The organism is Acinetobacter sp. P1(2023) (assembly GCF_028367635.1).
GTDB classification, from domain to species: Bacteria; Pseudomonadota; Gammaproteobacteria; order Pseudomonadales; family Moraxellaceae; genus Acinetobacter; species Acinetobacter pittii_E.
The window spans coordinates 1-25,889 of record NZ_JAQNDD010000009.1; the positions used below are offsets into that span (position 1 = coordinate 1).

General features: G+C 40.0%; 20 protein-coding genes, 3 tRNA genes and 2 pseudogenes. 17 read left to right on the forward strand and 8 right to left on the reverse strand.

All coding sequences use genetic code 11. The annotated features are described in order from the left end of the window. The 7 genes and pseudogenes from POD11_RS13240 to POD11_RS13270 all read right to left on the reverse strand — a co-directional run bounded on the left by POD11_RS13240 (position 1) and on the right by POD11_RS13270 (position 4,920). A tRNA-Glu gene (locus tag POD11_RS13240) sits at positions 1-72 on the reverse strand. Between the two features lie 121 nt (positions 73-193). Further along, a complete protein-coding gene (locus POD11_RS13245) occupies positions 194-1,093 on the reverse strand; it encodes a hypothetical protein (RefSeq protein ID WP_224992070.1) in 900 nt (299 codons plus the stop codon). A gap of 120 nt (positions 1,094-1,213) precedes the next feature. After that, positions 1,214-2,634: pseudogene (locus POD11_RS13250) on the reverse strand (amino acid permease). A gap of 128 nt (positions 2,635-2,762) precedes the next feature. Beyond that, positions 2,763-2,838, reverse strand: a tRNA-Glu gene (locus POD11_RS13255). 25 nt (positions 2,839-2,863) lie between these two features. Further along, positions 2,864-2,939, reverse strand: a tRNA-Ala gene (locus tag POD11_RS13260). A 57-nt stretch (positions 2,940-2,996) separates the two neighbouring features. Further along, positions 2,997-4,505: a glutamate--tRNA ligase gene (gene gltX, locus POD11_RS13265; RefSeq protein WP_262457485.1), complete on the reverse strand. Its 1,509-nt coding sequence runs from the start codon at positions 4,503-4,505 to the stop codon at positions 2,997-2,999. Between the two features lie 115 nt (positions 4,506-4,620). Further along, entirely contained in the window at positions 4,621-4,920 is a 300-nt protein-coding gene (locus tag POD11_RS13270) for a DUF4179 domain-containing protein (RefSeq protein WP_262457486.1), read from the reverse strand. 398 nt (positions 4,921-5,318) lie between these two features. On the opposite strand from POD11_RS13270, the gene POD11_RS13275 reads away from it, so the two are divergent. The 9 genes and pseudogenes from POD11_RS13275 to POD11_RS13315 all read left to right on the forward strand — a co-directional run bounded on the left by POD11_RS13275 (position 5,319) and on the right by POD11_RS13315 (position 14,899). Next, a complete protein-coding gene (locus POD11_RS13275; protein ID WP_262457487.1) occupies positions 5,319-6,320 on the forward strand; it encodes a sulfate ABC transporter substrate-binding protein in 1,002 nt (333 codons plus the stop codon). 230 nt (positions 6,321-6,550) lie between these two features. Then, positions 6,551-7,474 (forward strand): 16S rRNA (cytosine(1402)-N(4))-methyltransferase RsmH, encoded by a 924-nt coding sequence (rsmH, locus tag POD11_RS13280; protein ID WP_262457488.1) that lies wholly within the window; start codon positions 6,551-6,553, stop codon positions 7,472-7,474. Further along, complete coding sequence (ftsL, locus tag POD11_RS13285) at positions 7,474-7,806, forward strand: cell division protein FtsL (RefSeq protein WP_016142872.1); 333 nt, start codon at positions 7,474-7,476, stop codon at positions 7,804-7,806. The genes rsmH and ftsL overlap by 1 nt, the downstream gene beginning before the upstream one ends. A gap of 11 nt (positions 7,807-7,817) precedes the next feature. After that, entirely contained in the window at positions 7,818-9,650 is a 1,833-nt protein-coding gene (gene ftsI / locus POD11_RS13290; RefSeq protein WP_016142873.1) for a penicillin-binding protein PBP3, read from the forward strand. Between the two features lie 3 nt (positions 9,651-9,653). Then, on the forward strand, positions 9,654-11,153 hold the full coding sequence (locus POD11_RS13295) for a UDP-N-acetylmuramoyl-L-alanyl-D-glutamate--2,6-diaminopimelate ligase (RefSeq protein WP_262457490.1): 1,500 nt from the start codon (positions 9,654-9,656) through the stop codon (positions 11,151-11,153). Positions 11,154-11,161: 8 nt separating this feature from the next. Continuing rightward, positions 11,162-12,562, forward strand: coding sequence for a UDP-N-acetylmuramoyl-tripeptide--D-alanyl-D-alanine ligase (locus POD11_RS13300; RefSeq protein ID WP_262457491.1), 1,401 nt, complete (start codon positions 11,162-11,164; stop codon positions 12,560-12,562). Beyond that, positions 12,563-13,680 (forward strand): annotated as a pseudogene (mraY, locus tag POD11_RS13305) (phospho-N-acetylmuramoyl-pentapeptide-transferase). A 59-nt stretch (positions 13,681-13,739) separates the two neighbouring features. Continuing rightward, positions 13,740-14,072 carry a DUF7709 family protein gene (locus POD11_RS13310; protein ID WP_016142876.1) on the forward strand — a complete coding sequence of 111 codons (333 nt, stop codon included), beginning with the start codon at positions 13,740-13,742 and terminating at the stop codon, positions 14,070-14,072. A gap of 2 nt (positions 14,073-14,074) precedes the next feature. Then, entirely contained in the window at positions 14,075-14,899 is an 825-nt protein-coding gene (locus POD11_RS13315; RefSeq protein WP_016142877.1) for a putative RNA methyltransferase, read from the forward strand. A gap of 57 nt (positions 14,900-14,956) precedes the next feature. Here POD11_RS13315 and ponA read toward each other — a convergent pair whose 3' ends face one another. Continuing rightward, on the reverse strand, positions 14,957-17,518 hold the full coding sequence (ponA, locus tag POD11_RS13320; RefSeq protein WP_262457492.1) for a penicillin-binding protein PBP1a: 2,562 nt from the start codon (positions 17,516-17,518) through the stop codon (positions 14,957-14,959). Between the two features lie 161 nt (positions 17,519-17,679). On the opposite strand from ponA, the gene POD11_RS13325 reads away from it, so the two are divergent. The 8 genes from POD11_RS13325 (at position 17,680) to POD11_RS13360 (ending at position 25,515) form a co-directional block, all read left to right on the forward strand. Next, on the forward strand, positions 17,680-18,738 hold the full coding sequence (locus POD11_RS13325; protein ID WP_224992062.1) for a pilus assembly protein PilM: 1,059 nt from the start codon (positions 17,680-17,682) through the stop codon (positions 18,736-18,738). Continuing rightward, on the forward strand, positions 18,738-19,379 hold the full coding sequence (locus POD11_RS13330; RefSeq protein WP_262457493.1) for a PilN domain-containing protein: 642 nt from the start codon (positions 18,738-18,740) through the stop codon (positions 19,377-19,379). The genes POD11_RS13325 and POD11_RS13330 overlap by 1 nt, the downstream gene beginning before the upstream one ends. Next, the gene (locus POD11_RS13335; RefSeq protein ID WP_239975231.1) at positions 19,376-20,155 is read left to right on the forward strand and encodes a type 4a pilus biogenesis protein PilO; all 780 of its coding nucleotides are present in this window, start codon (positions 19,376-19,378) and stop codon (positions 20,153-20,155) included. The genes POD11_RS13330 and POD11_RS13335 overlap by 4 nt, the downstream gene beginning before the upstream one ends. A gap of 11 nt (positions 20,156-20,166) precedes the next feature. Then, on the forward strand, positions 20,167-20,694 hold the full coding sequence (locus tag POD11_RS13340) for a pilus assembly protein PilP (RefSeq protein ID WP_239975230.1): 528 nt from the start codon (positions 20,167-20,169) through the stop codon (positions 20,692-20,694). Positions 20,695-20,756: 62 nt separating this feature from the next. Continuing rightward, the gene (pilQ, locus tag POD11_RS13345) at positions 20,757-22,922 is read left to right on the forward strand and encodes a type IV pilus secretin PilQ family protein (protein ID WP_262457494.1); all 2,166 of its coding nucleotides are present in this window, start codon (positions 20,757-20,759) and stop codon (positions 22,920-22,922) included. Between the two features lie 11 nt (positions 22,923-22,933). Next, a complete protein-coding gene (aroK, locus tag POD11_RS13350) occupies positions 22,934-23,503 on the forward strand; it encodes a shikimate kinase AroK (protein ID WP_016142884.1) in 570 nt (189 codons plus the stop codon). Between the two features lie 28 nt (positions 23,504-23,531). Further along, complete coding sequence (gene aroB / locus POD11_RS13355; RefSeq protein WP_016142885.1) at positions 23,532-24,614, forward strand: 3-dehydroquinate synthase; 1,083 nt, start codon at positions 23,532-23,534, stop codon at positions 24,612-24,614. A 16-nt stretch (positions 24,615-24,630) separates the two neighbouring features. Beyond that, a complete protein-coding gene (locus POD11_RS13360; protein WP_262457495.1) occupies positions 24,631-25,515 on the forward strand; it encodes a hypothetical protein in 885 nt (294 codons plus the stop codon). The last annotated feature ends 374 nt before the right edge of the window (positions 25,516-25,889 follow it).

The window sequence follows — 25,889 nt, forward strand, 5'->3', positions numbered from 1 at the left end:
GTCCCTACGGGGATTCGAACCCCGGTTACCGCCGTGAAAGGGCGATGTCCTAGGCCTCTAGACGATAGGGACGTTTCAGAGGTGGGCGTATATTAGGTCGATTTAATAAAAGTGTCAAATAGTTTTCTGAAGAAATATTAAAAAAAACAGTCAAGCGATTAAAAATAACTCAAATTGTAGAAAATATATACATTTAGCCTTCATTTTTCTGAAAAGGCTCAATAATTGCCTTTATAACCGAGGGGTGTTGTAGATACCCTAAAATCTCATGCGGCTGGTTAGCGAAAGTATAAATTTTCTGATTAATAATAGGCGGCTCAAAATTAAATGGAGCCTCGCATAGTGGAAATGCGGTTAAAAAATCATCTTGTGAGTAAAAATTAAACCAATCACCATGGATACAGGGTGGTCTAGAAATTGGACTGGCAAGCTTGCTTTGAATCACGCGAAAAGATAAAGGAGAAGCTAGCGTTATAAATCGTTTAATCGAAAACTGATAAGTAGGGTCCGAAAGAAGGTTAAAAGCAATAACCGAGCCGAGAGAATGAGCAACGATAATATAATCTTCGTCTTCTCGCATTTTTTTTAAAATCCGTTCATTCACTTCCTGCATAAACTCAGGATTAGACAAATACATATATGTTTCAATCAGAAACTGCTGAATTAAACTTTCATGCAATTTAGGGAAGTTATTTAAAAGTACAACTAACTCTTTGAGTACGCGGTCTTTTACAAGCTGAGAAGTGAGATAAAGTCGTTCCGAAAAGCTTTTTTCCGCTGGGTCTGTTGCTGGATGTAATAAGGGAACAAATGGGGTGTGTTCCTTAGCTGGGGGATTGTTGTGATGGAAGTGAATGGGCAAATAATTATTTAAAAATGATTTAGGTAATAACGTATTAAGGTCTAATTGATTGCTTAATTGATATTTAGTCATTAGGTCGCCATAAAACGGCATATGAATATGAAGATCGCGGACATTAATTTTGCAAGGCATTTGTTTTAGGCCGAGCTTAAATACTTTTAACCAATGCTCTTTCAAGCGATGTGCTGTGTAGTTTTGTTGATTCATCCCGTGGATAAATATAATTTTCATTCTATACAAGATTTTGTTTTTAATATGAATTTCAATCTACAACGGTATCTTGTTGAAAACCAGTATGTAGGCAAAAAAAAGTGTAGCTTTTTGCTACACTTTTTGTTCACAACAATAAGTTTAGGCCTTATTGCGGTAAAAAATAAAATAACTGAGATAACATAAAGCTGTGAAAATTAGACAGCCTACAAAACCGGCACGCATTTCAGGGTCTGCGCCATACTTAAACAAGTAATAAAACAGAAAACGAAACCTAAAATTGGCACAATAGGGAATAGAGGGGCAGCATATTGTAAGTCTTTAACCGTATGGCCTGATCGATACCATTGGCGACGGAAATTGAACTGACTTAAACAAATACTCATCCATACAATGACCATGGTAAAAGCCGCGACACCAAGCAGATTTTTAAAAATAGTCTCTGGTGCAAATTGCTCTGATAACAAACCTGGAATTGCACCGAACATCGTTACCACTAGAGCTACAATCGGTGTTCCACTTTTTGATAGAGTGGCAAATACGCTAGGCAGTAATTTTTGTTCCGACAGCGACCACATCATACGTGAAGCAGCATAAAGTCCAGAGTTTGCTGCCGAAAGCAGAGCTGTAATAATTACAAACCTAATAATATCATCCGCATATGGAATGCCAATATAATTAAATACAGTAACGAAAGGGCTGCTACTTACGCCGTCACCGCCTAAGCCAGCAAGTTGGAAAGGAAGTAAGGCACTAATAACAATGATGGTACCTACAAAGAAAATAAGTAGACGCCAGATTGCAGCATTAATTGCTTTTGGAACATTTTGAGCCGGATCTTTTGTTTCACCTGCTGCTACCCCAATTAATTCGGTTCCTGAGAAAGCAAAATTAACAATTAACATGGTTGTAAAAATAGGAATTAAACCATGAGGGAACCAGCCTTGAGCTGTCAGATTGCTAAATAGGGGAGCAGTTTGGGAACCATGGAATGGAATTAAACCAAAAATTGCTAATAAGCCAAGCACAATAAAGGCAATGACGGTAACGACTTTAACAAGGGCCAGCCAGAATTCAGACTCAGCAAAAATACGAGTTGAACTAATATTTAAGCCAAAAATAGTAACCGCAAAAATAATTGTCCAAATCCACATTGAAATATGCGGGAACCATTCTTGCATGAGTAGAGCAGCGGCTGTGAATTCGGTTCCAAGCGTTGCCGTCCAAGTTAGCCAGTACATCCAAGAAATCATGTAGCCCGTACTTGGACTAATATATTTTTTGGCATATGCACCGAAAGAACCTGAAACAGGCATGTGTACAGCGAGTTCTCCTAGGCAGAGCATAACCATGTAAGCGATCGCGCCACCAAGAATATAGGCAATAATTGCGCCAATAGCTCCAGTTTGTGAAATGACTTCCCCTGAACCTAAAAATAGACCAGTTCCGATCGCTCCGCCCAGTGATAACATCACAAGATGGCGAGTACTCATGGCTCTTTTTAAAGGTGCAGTACTGTTCTGATGCTGATGAGCATCTAGTTGATTGTCAGATGGCTGCATATTACACATTGAGAGAATTAAGAAAGACGCTATTTTAGATAAAATAGACAAATGTGCAATCTAGAAAGAGATAAAGAATAAACAGTAAGGTGACGATAGAGTCTTTTAATAATTATTAAAGCAGAATATGGCGTCCCTACGGGGATTCGAACCCCGGTTACCGCCGTGAAAGGGCGATGTCCTAGGCCTCTAGACGATAGGGACTTGATGAGGCAAACACAAAGGAGCGTGGTGGAGTCAAGCGGGATCGAACCGCTGACCTCTACAATGCCATTGTAGCGCTCTACCAACTGAGCTATGACCCCAGTTTGTGTGAGCGCAATCTTAGGGTGAATGCGCTCACACGTCAACAAAAAAATGAATTAAACTTCGCTAGTTGCGTCATTTTTCGGCAATTTTAAGCTCTCGTTGAGTTTTTCCCAATTTTTAACTTCTTTCTTGCTTGGCGCACCCACAATTTCTAGGGCATGACGTAAGCGAGCGAAAGTTAAATCAGGTCCAAGCGTAACCATTGACTGCATAACTGGTGTTGAGCTCGTTGAACCGGCAATTGCAATAAAGAACGCTGGCATAAAATCACGTAATTTAATGCCCATCTGATTTGCAAGATCCATTAGGGTTTGACTAACGGTGTCATTATTCCAAGTAAATTGACCTTCAAGACGCCAAATTGCAAATTGCAAACTTTGACGAACTTGTTCTTGAGTCAATTTTTTACTTTCGAACATTTCTGCTGTGATTTGTGGCATATGGTTAAAATAGAAACCAGCCCAATTCACAGCTTCTGAAAGTAAATTAATACGTGGTTGAATAGCGGCAGCAATATCTTCTAAAGTGCTGCGATCACTTTTCCATGTTAATAAGCGGTCTAATAATTGACCTGGAGTTAACCCTTTGATCCATTGACCGTTAAGCCAGTTCAATTTTTCAACGTCAAAAATTGGTCCGCCTAGTGATACACGTTGAATGTCAAAGTTATTCATCATGTCTTGTAATGTGAAAACTTCTCTTTCATCTGGCATTGACCAACCCATACGGCCTAAATAATTCAACAAGGCTTCTGGTAATACACCGATATCGCGGTAGTAGTTAATTGATGTTGGGTTTTTACGTTTAGATAGTTTTGATTTATCTGGGTTGCGCAACAATGGCATGTGGCAAAGTGTTGGCATTTCCCAACCAAAATATTGGTAAAGCAATTGATGCTTCGGTGCAGATGGAAGCCATTCTTCGCCACGCAATACATGAGTGATTTCCATTAAATGGTCATCAACAACGTTAGCTAAATGGTAAGTTGGTAAGCCATCTGTTTTAAGAAGAACTTGCATATCGACTTGTGCCCAAGGAATTTCAACCTCTCCACGGAGCAAGTCATTAAATTTACAAACACCATCTTCAGGCACTTTCATACGAATGACATGAGGTTCACCCGCTTCAAGACGGCGAGTCACTTCTTCTTGAGAAAGCTTTAAGCCGCGACCATCATATTTTGGTGTTTCGCCACGTGCTTGTTGTTCCGCACGCATCTGGTCGAGTTCTTCTGCTGTTGCAAAACAGTAAAAAGCATGACCTTTTTCAACAAGTTCTAATGCGTATTGCTTATAAATTCCCATACGTTCAGATTGACGATATGGTGCATGCGGACCACCTACATCTGGACCTTCAGACCAATTCAAACCTAACCAACGTAATGAATCCAAAATCATTTTTTCAGATTCTGGTGTAGAACGAAGTTGGTCTGTATCTTCAATCCTTAAAATAAATTCTCCACCATGTTGTTTTGCAAAACACATGTTAAATAAAGCAATGTAGGCTGTGCCGACATGAGGAAAACCAGTAGGGGAAGGTGCAATACGAGTACGAACTTTCATAGATAAAGGATCAGAATAAAAATTGAAACTATTATAACGAAAAAGCCCAGTATTCTGACGTTTTATTTAACGTCAGTCTGGGCTAAAACTGAACGTAGAGGGGGTGTTTCAGATTTTAAGAAGCATGCGGCTGAAAGATTGCCTGAACAAAACGTGAAAAACGTTCATGTTGTGCAGCTAGAAAATTTTGAGTTGGTGTAACGCGAATCGTATTTAGAACTTTAAGTTCATCATTTGTAGACGGTAACACAATAGGGTTGCGTTTTTGTTGATCTAAAGCTTTTTCAATAAGCGAAGTTTGCTTATCTGAACTAGTTTTAATTGGAGTATCTTTAAGTACTGCTGCTGCAGAGAACTGTGATGCCAAGCCCAGCACCAAACTTAAGCTTAACGCTTTTCCATAATGAATTTTCATTGTTAATCATCCCCTCTGTTCATTACATTTCATCTATTTTTTGAGTTTAACAAAATGTAAAATTACGGTAATGCTACGATTTAAACATAAATCTTAATAAAAAAGTTGAACTGTGTCACAATTTTTACAAAATTCACCTATATTTTAATCTGGCCGACTTAAATGTAAACCATATGTATCCTTTGCACTTCATTATTTATCAAATTAATGTGTAGATAAAGTGAAGGCCCTAAATAAGTTGTAAGAATAATTACAAAATTTTTCAAAAATGAATAACTCAGACATTCTGAAGTATATCTTTAAAAAAGATTAGTAATAAAGATATAAATATAAGTAATTGATTGTAAAAAATAAAATTAAAAATATAGTAAAACTAAAATGAATGATGGATTTTGTAAATGAAAAAAATATCAATAATGGCTGTCGCTTTGTATATGGGAATGGCGGTAACAGCAGCTCAAGCAGCTACTTCTTTTTTAAATGTCTCTTATGACCCGACGCGGGAGTTTTATCAAGAATATAATCAGGCTTTTGGTAAGTTTTGGAAACAGCGTACAGGGCAGGAAGTTGAATTTAAACAATCACATGGGGGATCTGGTAAACAGGCTCGTGCAGTAGCAACAGGGCTTGAGGCTGATGTAGTAACGTTAGCACTTGCGAATGACATTGACGAGATTGTGAAAGCTGGTTTTATTCAGCCAAATTGGCAAAAAGAATTTCCGAATAATTCTGCCCCCTATACTTCAACTGTCGTATTTCTAGTACGAAAGGGTAATCCAAAAAATATACGCGACTGGAATGATTTAACAAAACCGGGAATAGAAATTATTACACCTAACCCTAAAACAGGTGGCGCACCGCGTTGGATTTATCTCTCTGCGTGGGGGTATGCTTTAAAACAGCCGGGTGGAAATGATGCTAAAGCACGAGAGCTCGTTAAAAAGCTTTATCACCATGTGAAAGTGCTTGATTCAGGAGCACGTGGTTCACTTACAACATTTGCTGAACGTGGCATTGGTGATGTTTTATTGTCTTGGGAAAATGAAGCATTATTGGCAACAAAAGGACTAGATAAAGATAAATATGAAATTATTTATCCATCAATTTCAATTTTAGCTGAACCATCTGTTGCGATTGTAGATAAAACAGTAGATAAAGATGGAAATCGAACCTTGGCAAAAGGTTATCTGAACTTTTTATATTCACCTTTAGGCCAAGAATTGGCTGCTAAACATTATTTCCGACCACGTAATGCTCAAGTGGCTGCGAAATATGCAGCGCAATTCCCAAAAATTAAATTATTTACCATTAATGATGTATTCGGTGGCTGGGCTAAAGCACAGAAAACTCACTTTGCAAATGGCGCTATTTTTGACCAAATTTATGGTGGCAAACAGTAAATAGAATGTTTAAAAAACAGTAGTCCAAAAGAAAAGTTAAAAGCTAAATATTCATAAAGAAAGTAAGCAAACTTAAAAAAGTGGGCTTGCTTTCTTTTTTTGCTTAAAAAATGCTAATAAAACGGTTTTATCTATGAAAAATTAATATTTTCCTACAAAAAGCCGTTTGGTGTTGGACATAAACAAGGTGATAATGTGCAGTTACATTTTTACGCAATGATTTAACACCTATGTCGCATATTTCTGTCTTACTTTTTGAGACCGTTGAGAGCTTATTGGCAGATCGCACAACAGGGGTGTATATCGATGCAACCTTCGGACGAGGTGGGCATACACGTTTATTGCTCTCGAAACTTGATGAAAATGCACGAGTGTATGCATTTGATAAAGACCCTCAAGCTTTGGAAGTTGCGGCTGCTTTGGCACAAGAAGATCCAAGATTTACCATTATTCATGCCAGTTTTGCTGATATTAAAGAAAAAATGCAGGAAATTGGTGTGATGAGTGTTGATGGCATTATGGCCGACTTAGGGGTGTCATCTCCTCAACTCGACCAAGCTGAGCGTGGTTTCAGTTTTATGCAAGATGGTCCATTAGACATGCGTATGGATAACTCTAAAGGATTAACTGCGGCTGAGTGGTTGCTTGAAATTGAAGAAGAACAATTGGCAAATATTATTTATCAATATGGCGAAGAACGTTATAGTCGACGTATTGCAAAAGCTATTAAACAGGCTGGAAGACTCGACACGACAGCACAGTTGGCAGAACTTGTTAAAACAGCTCATCCTAAATGGGAAAAACATAAGCATCCGGCCACACGTACATTTCAGGCAATTCGTATTGCTATTAATAAAGAACTAGATGATATTGAAGTATTTTTACCACAAGCTATAGACTTGCTAAAACCAAAAGGACGTTTGTCTGTGATTAGCTTTCATTCTCTTGAAGATCGCTTGATCAAACAATTTATTCAAAAAGAATCGACTTTGGCAGAAGATTTTGGCTGGGGGATGCCACAGCAACAGGTAGATACAAGAAGGTTAAAGAAAATTTCACGGGTTCGTGCGAGTGAAGAAGAAGTAAAAGCGAATCCTCGTTCACGTAGTGCATGGCTTCGGGTTGCTGAACGCTTGGAACAAAAAGGCGCGTAATGAAAAGCAGTGATGAAATTGAAACCACCGAAAATAAAGTGGTGAAAAAAGTTGTGGTATATACCGTACTAGTGGCACTTGTTTTTATCAGTGCCATGATGGTGGTATTTCAAGTATTTGAATATCGTCATGATTATAGAGAGCTTAGCTCTTATATGCGTGAGCGTGATGATCTCAATGCTGAATGGGGGCGTTTGCTTATTGAGCAACAAACCTTCGGTGCAACAGCACAGATTGGTACGCGTGCTGTAACCCAACTACGGATGTTTTCGCCACCTGCTGCAGAAACGGTGGTAATTTCTTTACCGATGACCTCAGAGCAAAATAAGTAAGGCCTTGCTGTATGGTAGATAAGCGAACAAAGCAAACACGGAAAAAACAGCAGTCTATTTCGGAAAAACCAACTCTTGCCTTTGATATGTGGCGGTTTTATCTGCTCTGGGCAACAGTACTGCTCTGTTTTGTTGTATTAATTGCACGTGCATTTTATGTGCAAGTCATTAATAAAGACTTTTTACAAAACAAGGCCAATGCCAATATTTTGCGTACGGAACGTATTGAGGCAATGCGTGGGGTGATTAGCGATCGCCATGGCGTGCCTTTAGCGATCAGCACTCCGATCATGAAAATCGTAATGGATCCGCGTGATTATTTTGATACTAAGCATTTATATGACGAAATTACGGCAGAATTAAAGAAAGATCCGAATAATCGTAAGTTAAAACGCCAATTACCAGATAAAAACCTGAATCTTGATGAATTGGCTGATGTGGTTGGCTTAGACCGTGCTGATCTTAAGAAACAGATGAATGCACGTCCACGTTCTCGTTATTTAGTTTTGAAAAAAGAAGTGCCACCGCAACAGGCAGATCTGATTACAAAGGGTAACTTCCAAGGCGTTTATGCCGAGAAAACGTATAAACGTTATTATCCTCAACCGCAGCCAAATGCTCAGATTATTGGTCTAACAAATAGTGAAGGCCAAGGGATTGAAGGCTTGGAAATGCAGTTGAATAAACAACTGTCAGGTGTGGATGGTGAGCAAAAAATTATTCGTGATAAACGTGGTAACCGCTTAAAAGTTTCAGAGGTTATTCGTGAAGGTGAGCCAGGCGAAAACATCACTTTAAGTATCGACTCTCGTTTGCAATATATTATGTATCGTGAGTTGACTGCTGCTGGCGTTGCAAATAATGCCCGTTCGGCAACAGCAATTGCTGTAGATGTTAAAACAGGTGAAATTCTGGCAATGACCAGTTGGCCATCTTATAACCCGAATGATAAAAACGGTTTATCTAATAAAGATGCTATGCGTAACCGAGGTGCGATTGATATGTTCGAACCGGGTTCTACCATGAAGCCTTTTACGATTTCTGCTGCGCTCGAAACTGGAAAATACACACCAAATACGATTGTCAACACTTCACCTGGTTCAATGCGTTTAGGTTGGCATACCATTCGCGATACACATAACTATGGTGCTTTGACGGTTAGTGGCGTAATTATCAAGTCATCAAACGTAGGTTCGGCAAAAATTGCGTTATCACTTCCTAAGGAAACATTACCGAGCTTCTTTAATCGTGCTGGCTTTGGTAAACGTTCTGCTGTGAAGTTCCCTGGCGAAAGCTCTGGTTTAGTGCTTCCCGTAAGTAAATTAAACTCTTCTCAAATCGGTACTATGGCTTATGGTTATGGTCTAAACGCAACTATTCTCCAGTTGGCGCAAGGCTATGCAATGCTTGCAAACCATGGGGTGAAAATGCCTTTAAGCCTACATAAGCTCGATCAAGCACCTAAAGGTGAGCAAGTTCTTGCTCCAAAAATTGCTGATCAGGTTTTGCTTATGCTCGAGCAAGTAACTATGCCAGGAGGTACTGCAAAGCAAGCTAATATTCCGGGTTATCGTGTTGGCGGTAAAACAGGTACGGCTCATAAACTTCGTGCAGACCGTAAAGGTTATTCAAATAATGAATACCGTGCTTTATTTGCAGGTGTAGCTCCAATTAGCGACCCTCGTTTAGCAGTTATTGTCGTTGTTGAAAATCCACAAGGTCGTTATTACGGTGGTTTGGTTGCGGCCCCTGTTTTTGCACGTATTATGCAAGAATCATTGCGTTTAATGAATGTGCCGCTTGATAAGCCCCTTGATACTTCAGTAAATCCTATTCGCAGGTAAGCTATGTCTGTTTCTTTTCAAGAAATTAATCCAGTCGAGATTGATGCACACTGGTCTAAGCAGCCTTTTCATGGTTTTAGTTTAGACAGCCGTAAGGTTGAGTCAGGCCAGATCTTTATCGCTTTGACCAGTTATAGCCAACCTGAAAAAACGCGTACCTTTGCTGAGTCGGCTTTAGCGAATGGTGCGCTTGCCATCATTAGTGAGACTGAGCTGGGTGTGGCAAATGAGTGGGTATGTCCTGATGTGCGTCAACGTATTGGCGAATGGCAAGAGCGTTATTTACAGCGTATAGATCCTGTGACGCCAGCACGTATTATTGCCGTGACTGGTACAAATGGTAAAACCACAATTTCGCGTCTAGTGGCTGAATTAATTAGCTCACAACAACAGCGTTGTGCCGTGATGGGTACTACAGGTAATGGTATTTTGCCAGACTTAACGCCATCAACTCATACTACGCTTGATGCTTTACATCTACAAAATGCATTGCATGATTATGCTAAACAAGGTGCGACTTTTGCTTCTTTAGAGGCAAGTTCACATGGTTTAGAGCAAGGACGTTTAAATGGCTGTGCTATTGAGATTGCCGTTTATAGTAATTTGAGTCGTGATCATCTGGATTATCATGGAACTTTAGAAGCTTATGCAGAAGCAAAGGCTCTTTTATTCCGTTTCAATTCTTTAAAAGTAGCTGTTATTAATTTAGATGATGAGCATGCTGCTCTCATGATAAATGCAGCAAAGCAAAATCCTGCTCAACCAAAAATTTTAACGTATTCACTTACTCAGAATATTGCCGATTATTATATTACTGACCTAAGTTACAGTTTAGCTGGGGCAACATTTAATTTAGTGAGTCCGCATGGTTCTTTTGCGGTACAAAGTCCGTTATTGGGGCATTTTAATGTCGAAAACTTGGTTGCAGCACTCATCGCTGCTGAACAAGCGGGTTTTGATTTAAAAGCACTAGTCGCTTTCGTTCCTCAACTGATTGGTGCGCCAGGCAGAATGCAGGTCATTCGCGATGGTGATCGCTTATTTGTTGTTGATTATGCGCACACACCAGATGCATTAATTCAAGTACTTAAAACATTAAAACGCCATGTTTCGAATCAACTTTGGGCAGTATTTGGATGTGGTGGAGACCGTGATCGCGGTAAGCGTCCACTTATGACTCAAGCAGCTTTAGATGGCGCAAACCCGATTATTTTGACTTCTGATAATCCACGAACAGAAGACCCTGAACAGATTTTTGCAGACATGAAACAAGAAATCGATTTTTCAGGGCACCGTATGCATGAAATTCATGACCGCCGTGAAGCAATCAAATTTGTTGCACAACAGGCTCAGCCTGGCGACATCGTTGTGATTGCTGGTAAAGGACATGAAAATTATCAAGAAATTAATGGCGTACGTCATTGGTTTGATGATGTTGTCGAAGTGCAATCAGCGATTGCTGCGCAATATCATACTGTAGACGCTGCTTACCCTGCACAATAGGACAAATTATGCATACTTCAACCACCAGTACCGTGCCTTTGGAACCGTGGACAGCTCAACAATTACAACAGGCAACACAGGGCTACTGGCATAAAGACCAGATCCCTCAAACTGAAATTAAACGTATTTTGACGGACTCGCGTCATGCGGAAACTGGGGATGCCTTTTTAGCGCTAAAAGGTGAGCGTTTCGATGCGCATGATTTCGTTGCGCAAGTTGCTGAAAATGGCTGTCAAATCGCCATTGTTGAACGTCCGCTAGATGTCGATATTGCTCAACTCGTTGTTACCGACACCCGTTTAGCTTTAGGACAACTTAGCGCTTATCGCCGTGAGCAAAACCCACAATTAAAGGTAATTGCCTTGACGGGCAGTAGTGGTAAAACGACGACCAAAGAAATGTTGGGAAGTATATTGTCGCGCTTAGCACCGACATTAATTACCCGAGGCAATTTAAATAATGACCTTGGTGTCCCGATGATGTTGCTAGAGCTTCGCAAGGAACATCAATATGCGGTGATGGAGTTGGGTGCAAACCATCAAGGCGAGATTGATTACACCTCAAAAATTGTTCAGCCCCATGTTGCAGGCATTTTAAATATTGGTACAGCTCATCTGGGTGAATTTGGTGGGCGGGAAGGTATTTGCCGCGCTAAATCGGAAATTTATCACCATATTTTACCGAATGGCGTTGCAATCGTGCCGCAACAAGATGACTTTACTGCCGAAATTCTTGAAGCTGCAAAGGCGCATCGCATTTCTACATTTGGTGTAGGAGGCGATGTCTATGCAACAGATATTGATTTATTGCCTCAGTCAACGAATTTTAACCTTCATACGCCGCAAGGTAGTAGTGTTGTTAAGCTTCCTTTTGCCGGCGAGCATAATGTTCAAAATGCGACCGCAGCCGTAGCTTTTGCTTTGGCACTTGGTATTGGACTAGAAGATATTGTTCAAGGTTTAGAGCAAGCCGAGGGTGCGAAAGGCCGTCTTAACTTTATTCAAAAGTCACCTTACTTATTTATTGATGATACCTATAATGCCAATCCGACTTCTATGCGCGCTGCTGCACAAGTGTTGTTGCAGCAACAAGGCGTAAAAGTGATGGTCATCGGGGATATTGGTGAGTTAGGTGATAGCAGTTGGCAAGAGCATCATGATTTAGGGCGTGATCTCGCCGAGCTTCCTTTAGACCATATTATTGCGGTTGGGCAGTTTGCTCCAGCTGCTCTCGAGGGTGCAGGCTCTCATTCTAATAAAATGAAAGCATTTCAGACACAAGCTGAGGCGCTTCCATTTTTAATTAATCTAATCCAAACACATCAACCCCAGTCCATGAGTTTCCTGTTTAAAGGTTCTCGCTTTACTCATATGGAAACGTTGATGGCTGATTTGATGGAGAAACTTTAAATGCTGTTATGGTTGTTTGAACAACTTGCGGGCTATCATAGCTCGTTTCAGGTCGTTCGTTATTTAACATTACGTTCTTTACTCAGTGTATTAACTTCACTGACCATTGGTCTGGTCCTTGGACCGATCATGATTCGTAAATTACAAGCGTTAAAATACGGTCAGGCAGTAAGTTCGTTTGCTCCTGAAAATCATGCTAAAAAAATGGGTACACCAACTATGGGCGGGATTTTAATTCTGCTTTCAATTGGTATTAGTACCTTGCTATGGGCTGATTTATCTAACCCTTATGTCTGGATTGTGCTTGGTGTAATGGTTGTGTTCGGTGCTGTAGGCTGGGCAGATGACTGGATTAAAATTCGCTATAAAGACAATGCGGGTTTACCTGCACGTAAGAAGTTTTTCTGGACTTCTGTTGCGTCTCTTGGGGCAGGTATTGCGTTATATTTAATCGCAACTCAACAGTCCAATGCAGAACATACCGCAAACATGCTGGATTTATTGATTCCATTCTTTAAGAATCTTTCAATTCCACTCTCAATTGTTCCGTTAGGTTTAGCATTTATTGTGTTTACCTATCTGGTAATTAATGGTGCTTCTAACGCAGTTAACTTAACAGATGGTTTAGATGGCTTGGCAATCATGCCGGTTGTCATGGTAGCTACGGGCTTGGGCGTATTTGCTTACTTGTCTGGTGACATCCGTTTCGCTAACTACTTACATATTCCATATGTGAAATATACCTCTGAGCTTGTGGTGATCTGTTCTGCCATGATTGGTGCAGTTTAGCATTCCTTTGGTATAACGCGCATCCTGCTCAAGTATTTATGGGTGATGTTGGCGCTTTAGCTTTGGGTGCGATGCTTGGAACAATTGCAGTTATGGTGCGCCAAGAAATCGTATTTGCAATTATGGGCGGTGTATTTGTAATGGAGGCAGTATCTGTATTCTTACAAATCGGCTCGTTGCGTATGCGTAATAAACGTGTGTTCTTAATGGCGCCGCTGCATCATCATTATGAAAAGCAGGGCTGGAAAGAAACGCAAGTCGTGATTCGTTTTTGGATTATTACAATTATATTAGTAGTTTTAGGTCTAATGACTTTAAAATTGCGATAGATCTTATTTTAGTGTCAATATAAAGCCAGTTCTACTGGCTTTTTTTATTGGAGAGGTGAATGACAAAAGTTGCTGGTCTAGACCAATTATCTGTGATTAATCAAAAAGTAGTTGGAGAGGGCGAAGTATTACCTCAAGTTGTACTTAAAGATGGAAGTCAGGTTCAAACAGGAACTGTAGCGACAATGCTACACAATATTGAATTATATAATGCAGGGGAAAGAGGACAAATTGAGGAAGAATTGAAAATTGCAATTCCAACCTTGATCAAAGTAGGTCTGTTTGATTTATTTCAGGTAGATGAATGGATTAAGGGAACAAATGCAGGTCGCACCTTTGTTGGACTGCATGCAAAGGCTTATTTACAACAAAAAGAACAAGAGAATAATTAAAAGTGGCTAAGCAAATTTTAATGTGTCCTGTGTGTCGTCAGCCTCTAAATTTAACTGAAAGAACATGGCGATGTGAGCAAGGGCATAGTTACGATGTGGCTAAACAAGGCTATGTCAATTTACATGTTGTGCAACATAAACATAGTAAAAACCCAGGGGATACACCCGAGTCAGTAGATGCGCGCCGTGCTTTTTTACAAGGCGGTTACTATCAGCCATTACAGCAGGCTGTAGTCGATTTATTAAAGCAACTCGATGTAAAAGCGATACTCGATATTGGTTGTGGTGAGGGCTACTATACAAGTGCTATGCAGCAAGTCGTTGAGCATTGTGTTGGTGTTGATATTGCAAAAACTGCTGTACAGCGCGCGGCAAAGCTCAATCCTGAAGTAACTTGGGTTGTAGGAACAGGGGCGACTTTACCGGTGCTAGACCATAGCATGGATGCCTGCACCAGTTTATTTAGCCCGATTCCGCAAGCCGAAATTGCGCGTGTTTTAAAAGATGAGGGTTATTTAATAGTTGTTACGCCTGCCTCTGAACATTTGTACGCCATGCGTGAGGCTCTTTTTGAACAAGTGAACCCTCACACACCAGAAAAGTTTGTAGAGCAGTTGCAAGATTTGTTTGAGCTAAAACAAGAGCAAATTATTGATGCACCTTTTGTGCTTGAGCAGCAGGCTTTAAAAAATCTGATTGCTATGACGCCTTATGCTTACAAAGCTTCTCCTGAGCGCCGTTCACAGTTAGAGCAGCACTCACAATTAGAAGTAACAGCATCTTTTCAAATATATGTTTTTCAGAAGCGCAATAAAAAAGCCATCTGATGATCTATTTTTAAGAGCGCAAAAAAAGAAGCCATCTGATGATGGCTTCTTTTTTTGCTATTCAATCTGATTAATCAGATTTTCTAATTCATCTTTTTCACGCTTAGGCGCAGGCTCCTGTGAAGGTTTCATAGCAGGAGGCGTAGCCTTAGATGGAATAACAATTTCTTCGCCCGGTAAATCAGAGAAGTCATTGTCATTGCTCAGTTTCGGTTGCGGCGGTGCTGGACGGTAGAGCGGACGCGCTAATGGTGGAGCAGCACGATAAGTTTTCTTATCGCCTACCTCAGTAACGGTTTGTTGTTTGTCACGAGAAATAGGACCTTGCGCGTCTTTATCTAAACGAACCCAAGCTGCTGGCGTACCTTGCAATGCTTGACCCATAAAGTTAATCCAGATCGGTAATGCAGCAATACCACCATATTCACGGCGACCAAGCGTAGTCGGTTGGTCAAATCCAACCCATGCTACAGTCACTAACTTGCCGTTAAAGCCTGCAAACCATGCATCTTTTGCATCGTTCGTAGTACCTGTTTTACCACCTAAATCACTACGGCCAATTTTAAGCGCAGCACGACCTGTACCATGCTCAATTACGTCACGTAAGATATTCGCCATATCGTAAGCAGAGCTTGATTTTAAAATACGTTGAGCTTGACGATATTGACTGTTGTTTTTATCAGTCTGTTTAAGATTAAGCTGCTTAGCGGCCTTTTCCTTCTGCTCTATGTCTTTGTTCGTAACTTCGATGACTTCATCATCAGTCGTTGTAGGTTTTTGCTCATCACCTGTTGTGTCAGGTGCATTAATACATGGAATACATGCGTATTCCGGTTTGGCTTCATAAATAACTTTGCCGTAAGCATCTTCAATACGTTGAATGAAGTGCGGTTGTACACGATAGCCACCATTTGCAAACGCTGCATATCCAGTTGCCATTTGAATTGGTAATACTTGAGGCGTACCTAGTGCAATGGTGTAGTTACGTGGAATTTGATCTTCTTGTAAACCAAAATCCATAAATAATTGGCGAGTACGTTCAATTCCTACAGTTTGTAGAAGTCTCACTGATACGGTATTACGAGACAAATACAAAGCACGACGTAATGGAATCATACCTAGGTAACGTCCATCAGAGTTTCGTGGTGTCCATTTGCCGATCGTAATTGGACTATCATTCACCATACTATATGGTGTCATACCTCTTTCTAATGCTAAAGCATAGAGGAATGGCTTGATCGTAGAACCCGGTTGGCGCCAGCCTTGTAAGGCACGGTTAAATTTTGATTGGTAGAAGTTATAGCCACCTACAATTGCTTCAATTGAGCCATCATTCGGGTTAATTGCAATGAGTTGACCTTGAACTTTAGGAACCTGAACTAAAGACCATGCGGTTTTATTATCATTTGGGCGTAAACGAACAATATCTTTAACTTTTACAATTTGAGATGCACGCGAAGGAGCACCACCTACACTATTTGCATTACGATAGGGGCGTGCCCATGACATGCCTGACCACTGAACAGTAACGGTTGAGCCATCTTGCATTAATGCTTCAAAAGAGCTGCTATTTACCTTAGTAACTTGCGCAGGATAAGTGTTGGCATATGCTCTAAATTCATTTAATGGTTTGTCATGCGCTTCTGCACCACGCCAGCCATGACGACGGTCATAAGCTTCAAGACCATCTTGTACGGATTTTTCTGCAATCGCTTGGCGTTTAGCATTAATCGTTGTGTAGACTTTATAACCAGAATCAATCGCTTGTTCACCAAAGTGCTTTACAAGTTCTGAACGAACCATTTCGCCAGCGTACGGGTGAATATTATTTAAATCTCGATTGGGCATGTTCAGGTTAATCGGTTCTGCCACACCTTTTTGATATTCTGCTTGAGTGATATAACCTAGTTGTAACATACGACCCAAAATCCAGTTGCGTCGTTCGAGCGCACGTTCCGGATTAACCACTGGGTTGTATTTAGATGGTGCTTTTGGCAAACCGGCGATCATTGCCATTTGGGCAACGCTCAGTTCATTAATACTTTTGTTGTAATAAATCTTGGCTGCTGCGGCGATACCATACGCATTTTTGCCTAAGAAGATTTTATTCACATAGAGACTGAGAATTTCTTCTTTAGATAAATTCTGCTCAATTTTTCGAGCCAAAAAGATCTCGGTTATTTTACGCTTTAGGGTTCTTTCTGGACTCAAATAATAGTTCTTTGCAACTTGCATGGTGATCGTTGAACCACCAGTTTGCACATCTGAACCTGTTACACTTTCACTTAAAGCACGACCTAAGCCTTTAAAACTGATCCCGCTATGTTCAAAGAAAGAAGAGTCTTCTGCTGCTAAAAATGCATGGATAAAAGCAGGAGGAATTTGTTTGTATTCAACTGGAATAGAAAGCTTACCACCGTACTCGGCAATCAGTTGATTGTCTGAAGTATAGACCTGAAGCGGTTTTAAAAGCGGAGCTTTTTTTAGTGAACTCATTTCTGGAAGCGATGGGGCGATATAGAGATACATGCCATAAAAGCCCATCGGAAGTGAGACTAAGATAATAATAATGATCAAAAAAATTGGACGCACGAAGCCCAAACTGGATAGCTTTTTCATGATAAGTAAGCTTTAATAAGATCGAATACAAACTAATTGTGGTCAGTATAGCCTTTAGACATGCGGATTGTTAGATGAGATATTGTATCCGTGTAAAAATAAAGACCAAGATTATTGGTTTGTAATTTTTTTTGGGGATAAAAAAATAATAGGACAATAGTGTGCTCAGGTTATATCGTAAACCGAATAAGGGGTTAATGGGCGTCGATATTAGTTCGACTTCTGTTAAGTTGTTAGAGCTCTCTGTTAAGAACGGTAAATATTGGGTGGAAAGTTATGCTTTGACGCCTTTACCTGAGAACAGTGTAGTTGAAAAAAATATCTTAAATCCAGAAGCAGTTGCAGAAGCTTTGGAGCGGGCGATGAATTTAGCAAATCCCCAAACCAGTAACGCTGCAATTGCTGTTCCGACATCGACGGTCATACATAAGACCATCGAAATGGATGCAGATATGAACGATGATGAACGTGAAGTTCAGATTCGATTAGATGCGGAGCAATATATACCGTTCCCTTTGGATGAGGTGAGCCTTGATTTTGAGGTTTTACCAGATCGACTGCCAAATCCAAATCGTGTGAATGTACTTTTAGTCGCAACGCGCACAGAAAATGTTGAAACACGCGTAGAAGTACTGGAACTGGTAGATTTAACGCCTAAACTTGCTGATGTCGAGAGTTATGCTGTCGAACGTGCTTTTAGTGTGTTTGCTGATAGCTTACCCATGGGTGCAAATACCATTGGTATTTTAGACATTGGCCATACCATGACCACATTATCGGTTATGCAAAATGGCAAAATCGTTTATACCCGTGAACAAGTCTTCGGTGGTAAACAGCTTACTCTCGAAATTCAAAGCCGTTATGGTTTGTCATTAGAAGAGGCGGGACGGGCTAAAAAAGAACGTTCTTTACCAGATGATTATGACATCGAAATCTTAGAGCCATTTTTAGATGCTGTAGTACAGCAAGCGGCTAGATCGCTACAATTTTTCTTTTCTTCATCTCAATTCAATGAAATTGACCATATTTTGCTAGCAGGCGGGAATGCCAATATTCCAGGGCTAGCTAAATTGTTGCAACAAAAACTTGGTTACCGAGTCACTATTGCCAACCCGTTTTTACAAATGGGTTTTTCTCCTCAAGTCGACATTCAAAAAATTGAAAACGATGCCTCATCACTAATGGTGGCATGTGGCTTGGCTTTAAGGAGTTTTGATTAATGGCAACAATTAATTTACTTCCTTGGCGTGATGGGCTTAGGGAGCAGCGTAAAAAACAATTTATTATTTTATGTTTTGGGGTCGTTGTTTTGGGGATAACCACTGTATTTTCCGGGTGGTTTTATTTGAATCAAAAATTAGATGATCAAGAACAAGCGAATCAGCTCATCATCAGTACAAACCAAAATCTAGATCAACAACTTAAAACCTTAAATGGTTTGCAAGAACAGCGTGATGCCATTATTGAGCGTATGAAACTCATTCAGGGTTTGCAAAGTCAGCGTCCAGTCGTCGTGCGTTTGGTAGATGAATTGGTGCGCGTAACTCCGGCAGCCATGTATTTGACTAAATTCAGTCGAACTGGAGATAAATTTACCATTGAAGGTAAAGCAGAAAGTCCAAATACAGTTGCAGAGTTATTACGTAATCTTGAAGCATCCCCATGGTATCGCAATGCTTTTATGAACTCTTTCTTGGCGACTGAAGAGAAAAAAGATAAGGCTGTGAGTTCTTTGCTTCCCCGAGTGGAAGATAGCTACGGCAGTTTTGACGTTACTGTTGATTTAGGGGAAATGGGAGTGACAGCAACAGATGATACCGCCAACACGTCTGTAAGTACGGATAAGGAGGTAGCAAAATGAGTCTTGATGAACTTCATGAGCTGTCTTTAGAACAAGCTCCATCTAAGAAAAAAAAGATTACCTTAGAAAAATTTCTTCAGCAATTTAACACACTTGATATGAACAGTTATGGTAGCTGGCCATTATCTGTGAAAATTACGTGCTGGATTTTTATTTTCTTTGCTGTATTGGCCTTGGGGTACTTTGTTGCTATTCAGCCAAAGCTCCAAGCAATTGATAATGCTCAAGCACAAGAAAGTAATTTATTAAATGAGTTTCGAGAAAAAGATTCAAAATTACGTAACTTGCAGCAATATCAGCTTCAACTTCAAGAAATGCAAGCGAACTTTAATCAGCAGTTAGAACAATTGCCAAAGGAGACCGAAATTCCAAGTTTAGTTGAAGATATTAACTTAACAGGGGTGAATTCTGGTCTGAAGTTTAAAAATATCCGTTTAGAAGATGAAGTGAAGCAGGAAATTTTTATTGAACAGCCAATTACGATTGAGGCAACAGGCGATTATCACGCTTTTGGTGCTTTTGTCAGCAGTATTGCCGCATTACCGCGTATTGTAACCATGCACGATTTTGTCGTTGAAGCTGCTCCTGTTAAAGATAGTAAATCAGATATTCCTGTGCTTAATTACGCTATTAAAGCAAAAACTTATCGCTATATGGGCGCAAGTGAAAGCCAAAATAATAATGATTCACAAGGGATAAATGGTGAGAACCAAGCCAACACCTCCGATAGCCATAATGTAAATATTCCTTCTATCAAGAAGTCAAAGCGAAAGTAGGAGGATAATTAATGAAACTAAAGAAAATTTTACTTTCTCTGGGGATAGGCTTGGTTTTAGTTGGATGCGACTCAAGAATCGACGCCGTAAATCAGCAAATGGCCGATATACGTAATCAGCCACCGCAAGCTATAGAACCTGCACCTGTTTTTACACCTGTGCCCCAGTTTAATTATGCAGCCCATCAGTTAAAGAGTCCTTTTTTACCAAGCTCACTTGCGGCTGAACTCAAAATTATGGCTGGAAAACAGGTATATCCGAATTTCTCCCGCGCACCTCAGCCACTCGAAAGCTATGCATTAGAATCCTTAAATATGAAAGGAAGTATGCGTAACAACCGCGGGCAAGTCATGGCGCTTATCCAAACACCTGACCACCAAATTGAGCGTGTACAGGTGGGGAACTATATCGGAATGAATCAAGGCCGGATTACCCATATTGGTCCGACTCAGATTGATCTGGTGGAAATTGTTCCTGACGGACGAGAAGGCTATGTGGAGAGACCAAGAACCTTAGTGTTAATTGGACCTGCACCCTAAAATTTAGGGAATAACAAAGAAAAAGTATTTTTAAAGATTATTTAATTGGGGATGGTTAGACAATGAATCACGTATTCAGTCAGTTTTCTATGGGGGCTGTAGCGGTTGCAATTATGCAGGTTGCATCTGCACAGGTCAGCATGACCAACATAGTACCGAAGCAAATAGCGGGTCAGGGTACGGAAATTCGAGTGATGTTTAATGGTTTGCCGCCGCAACCACAAGCATATCAACTTGAAAATCCTTCACGCTTAATTTTAGATTTTAATAAAGCACAGCAGAATCTCACACAGACAAAAGTAGCGATTGGAACTAATGAGGCGAGCTCGGTCGATGTAAGCTCTGATGATCAGCGTTCACGTTTAACAGTAAATTTAAATGAGGCAGGTGCTTTTACTACTCGTATTGAAGGCAATACTTTTATTTTAAAAATTAATTCAGCTCAAGCTGTAGCGAAGCCCGTACCAACAAGTGTTGTGCAACCCCAAGGTGTTTCAAATATTGGTTTCCAGCGCGGTAGTCAAGGTGAAGGCCTTATTGTTATTGACTTGCTGGGAAGTAATACCCCTGTTGATGTTCAACAACAAGGGAGTAAGGTCGTGGTGAGAACGTTAGGCTCTAAAATTCCTACACACTTAGCTAAACGCCTAAATGTAAATGATTTTGCTACGCCTGTTTCGACAATTGAATCTTATAACGAAAAAGGCAATGGCGTTATTACGATTCAATCTACTGGTAGCTATGAATATATGGCTTATCAGGCAGAAAATAAATTGACCATCAGCCTAAAACGTCCGCAGGACAAAAATGTAACCTCTTTATATAAGACACCTAATTACTCTGGTAATAAGCTTTCTCTCGATTTTCAAGATATTGAAGTTCGTCGTGTTTTACAGTTACTGGCTGATTTTACTGGTATTAATATGGTTGCGGCTGACAGCGTTCAAGGTAATATTACTTTGCGTTTAAAAGATGTTCCATGGGATCAAGCACTTGATATTATTTTAAAAACTAAAAATTTAGATAAACGCAGAAATGGAAATGTAATTTGGATTGCTCCAGTTACAGAATTGATTAAGGCTGAAGAAGAAGAGGCAAAAGCTGTTGCACAGAGTGTGAAATTAGCGCCGTTACAAACTGAGTATATTCAACTGAAATATGCACGAGCTCAAGATATTATGAGCTTAGTTACCAAAGGCTCAAACAATAGTAATGGTTTGCAGAGTACATCTGGCGGGGGTACTTCAACCTCAACCAATTTAAATACTGGCGTTGATAGTTTAGGTAATAATGTAGGAAGTTTATTGAGTCCACGTGGAACAATTACCCAAGATGACCGTACCAATACCTTAATTATTAATGATACGGCTCAGTCGATTGATCAAATTCGTAAAATGATTGATCTTTTGGATGTACAAGTTAAACAGGTTATGGTTGAGGCACGTATTGTAAGAGCCTCTACTTCTTTTACTAAAGAACTCGGTGTTAAATGGGGCATATTATCGCAAGGGATTACCAATAATAATAATTTGTTAGTGGGTGGTAGTGAAACAACCTTGTGGAATTTACGAGAACCTAAAAAAGATGAAACCACAGGTGGTTATAAATATACGATTGAACGCCCAGACAATTTAAATGTCGATTTAGGGGTAACTAATCCAGCTGGAAGTATTGCCTTTGGTTTGATTAGTATGTCGGATTTTATGCTTGATCTCGAACTTTCTGCACTACAAGCTGATGGCTATGGTGAGGTGATTTCCACCCCTAAAGTGATGACCGCAGATAAACAACCTGCAAAAGTTGCAACAGGTCAACAGGTTCCATATCAAACCACGACGAATTCTGCTGCTGGAGCTACAGCAAGTACATCATTTAAAGATGCGCTTTTAAGCTTGGATGTTACTCCGAGCATTACGCCTGATGGCAAAATTCAAATGAAATTGGATATTTCAAAGGATTCTGTGGCTGGCGCGGCTCCTAATGGTGAGTTAATTCTAAATAAGAATCAGATTAATACTAATGTGCTCGTCAATAATGGTGAGACTGTTATTTTAGGGGGGGTATTTGAGCAGACAACTTCTAACTCACAAACCAAGGTTCCTTTCTTTGGAGACATTCCTGTCGTTGGACGTTTATTTAGAAAAGATGTGAAATCTGATGATAAGCAAGAGTTACTGATTTTCGTTACGCCACGAATTGTTAATGACACTTTGGTGAGAAATCATTAATATATTTTTTAATGAAAGCAATTGAAATAGGTGGCGCCTTGCCAAGCAAAGCGTTTGAAACCCTGCCAAATATTTATTTGGTAGGGCCCATGGGGGCAGGAAAAACAACCGTTGGACGTCATTTAGCCGAACTATTAGGGCGTGAATTTTTAGATAGTGATCATGAAATTGAACGCAAAACAGGCGCCACTATTCCCTGGATTTTTGAGAAAGAAGGGGAAATTGGATTTCGTACTCGTGAAACCGTAGTCATAAATGAGTTGACTTCCCGTAAGGCCTTGGTGTTAGCGACAGGAGGAGGGGCGATCACTCAAGCACCCAATCGCGAATTTCTAAAGCAACGTGGTATAGTTGTTTATCTGTACACCCCTGTAGAACTACAATTACAACGAACTTATCGCGATAAAAACAGACCGTTATTACAAGTTGAAAATCCTGAACAAAAATTACGAGATTTATTAAAAATACGTGACCCTTTATATCGTGAAGTTGCTCATTACACGATTGAAACCAATCAGGGCGCTGCTCGTGATCTTGCTCAAAAGATTCTGCAACTTATTTTGTCCAACCCGCTAAAATAGCCAAACTTACTTGTGGTTTTATAAACTCATGCAAACTTTACATGTTGAATTAGGCGAACGCCGTTATCCTATTTTTATTGGCAGTCAACTTGATCCTAAGCAGTTGCTTGAGCCTTATCTTCATGGTCAACAGGTTATGATCGTGAGTAATGAAACGGTTGCTCCTTTATATTTATCTCACTATCAAGAAGCTTTAAAAAGTTTGGGTAAAACTGTAGCGACTTGTATTTTGCCTGATGGTGAAAAATATAAAGATATTCAGCATTTAAATTTGATTTTTGATGCATTACTTGAAGCTGGCTTTAATCGTGATTGTACGGTTTTAGCTTTAGGCGGCGGTGTTATTGGTGATATGGCTGGCTTTGCATCGGCATGTTTCCAGCGCGGTGTTTATTTTGTTCAGGTTCCAACTACGCTCCTTTCACAAGTAGATTCAAGTGTAGGCGGTAAAACTGGTATTAACCACCCACTCGGTAAAAATATGCTAGGTGCATTTCAGCAACCTCAAGTCGTTTTGGCCGATATGGCACAACTCAATACTTTACCAGATAGAGAGTTATCGGCTGGATTATCGGAAGTCATTAAATATGCTTTATTAGGCGACGCTGATTTTCTCGTTTGGTTAGAGCAGAATATGGATGGGTTGATTGGACGGGATGCTGAGCTTTTAGCGGAAGCTGTTTATCGTTCATGTGCTCATAAAGCGCGTATTGTGGCTAATGATGAAAAAGAGCAAGGCGAACGAGCTTTACTCAACTTGGGGCATACTTTCGGTCATGCAATTGAATCTTACTTGGGTTATGGCACTTGGTTACATGGTGAAGCAGTAGCAACAGGTATGGTAATGGCCGCTGATTTATCACAACGCTTAGGTTGGATTTCAAGCGATGATGTAGAGCGTACAAAAAAAATTATTCAACGCGCTAATTTGCCGATATCATGTCCAAAAATTCCATTGGATGAATTCCTTGGATATATGGCTCATGATAAAAAAGTCCTCAATGGTCAATTACGCTTAGTGTTGTTAAAGCAACTTGGACAAGCAGTAATTACCAAAGACTTTGATGTCGAACTCATGAAACAAGCTATTTTGGCGAATCAACACGGATAATAAATTAAGGTAACGCATGACTGTATCACGTACACTTTGGCAGAATGTTCAACAATATATCTGGTTGGTGGGTGGTATCGTCTGCTTGTTTCTGGCCTTTATTTTCTGGGTCATGACCGATAGTAAGAAGCTAGTTGAAGTTGAAAAAGCAGCTGATGCAGATGCACCAGTGCAAATTCAGCCTGAAAAAGTAGCAACAACTGCTAATTTAGGGGCTTTAGCTGATGAAGTTAGGCCTCTTGATTTAACGACCCGTACGGTTGCTTCTGGTCAGCATGAGGCAGAGTTCCGCGGTACAAAATTTATTAATGAAAATAAGAAACAATGGACGCTTGAGCTTTTCCGTGCGTCTGATGAAGATATTATTAAAAACTTTTTAAAAAATCGTCCAGAGCGCAATAAATTTATCTACTTCCGTTTAAGTGGAGATAAGCAATCTGAACAATATGTAGTGACGTATGGCGTATTTAAACGTTCTGAAGATGCTATTCAACAATTAACTCAACTGAATCTTGATTTGCCTGAGTCAGTTAAACCTCATCCGCAACAATTCTCGACCTATGCACCATTGGTCAATGATTTAGGAGCGGATGAAATGAAAGGTGGAATGAGCCAAACTTATGAAGTGCGCTTACGTCCAGCTGCCTTGCCTAAAATTGATGAGTCATTACTCATAGGATCGGGCGTAGGTGGAACCGTGAATACCCAACCTAAAGTAGCTACTCCAGCAACAAACTCTACAACTCGAACAACAATTATTCGTCGAGATGCTGAGGGAAATGTAGTAGATGTGCATCAGTCTAATTCTGGTGCAGCTGATGCGGCTAAAAAGGATCAACAAAATCGCACAACTGAAGTTTCTACAAAAAATGCAACAAATGAGGGCGCACGAGGCAATTAATCATAAGGTTAAATTGCTCTATTGTGGTGCAAAAATAAAAAACGTATATATATTTTGATCGACAGTGGTGCATATTTGGTCATTTATTAAAATGATAACCTGAATAAAACCTATCTATTTTTAACAAATATAAACACTTAACCTCTAAAAATTATATTGGCATAGTTTTTGCTTTATTCTTGTGCTTATTAATGTGCTGCAAACTATTTTGGCGCTCTAAAGAGTGAATTCTATGCAGAGTCGTGGGGTCGAACTGCTTTAAAAGAGTGCGAAATAAGTCAAAACATTTTTCTAGCAAAAACCAGTGTACGTAAAAATGGAACAGCGTATATTGGCTTATCAGCCCAAAATTTTTTTTTGCGAAACATTGAGCT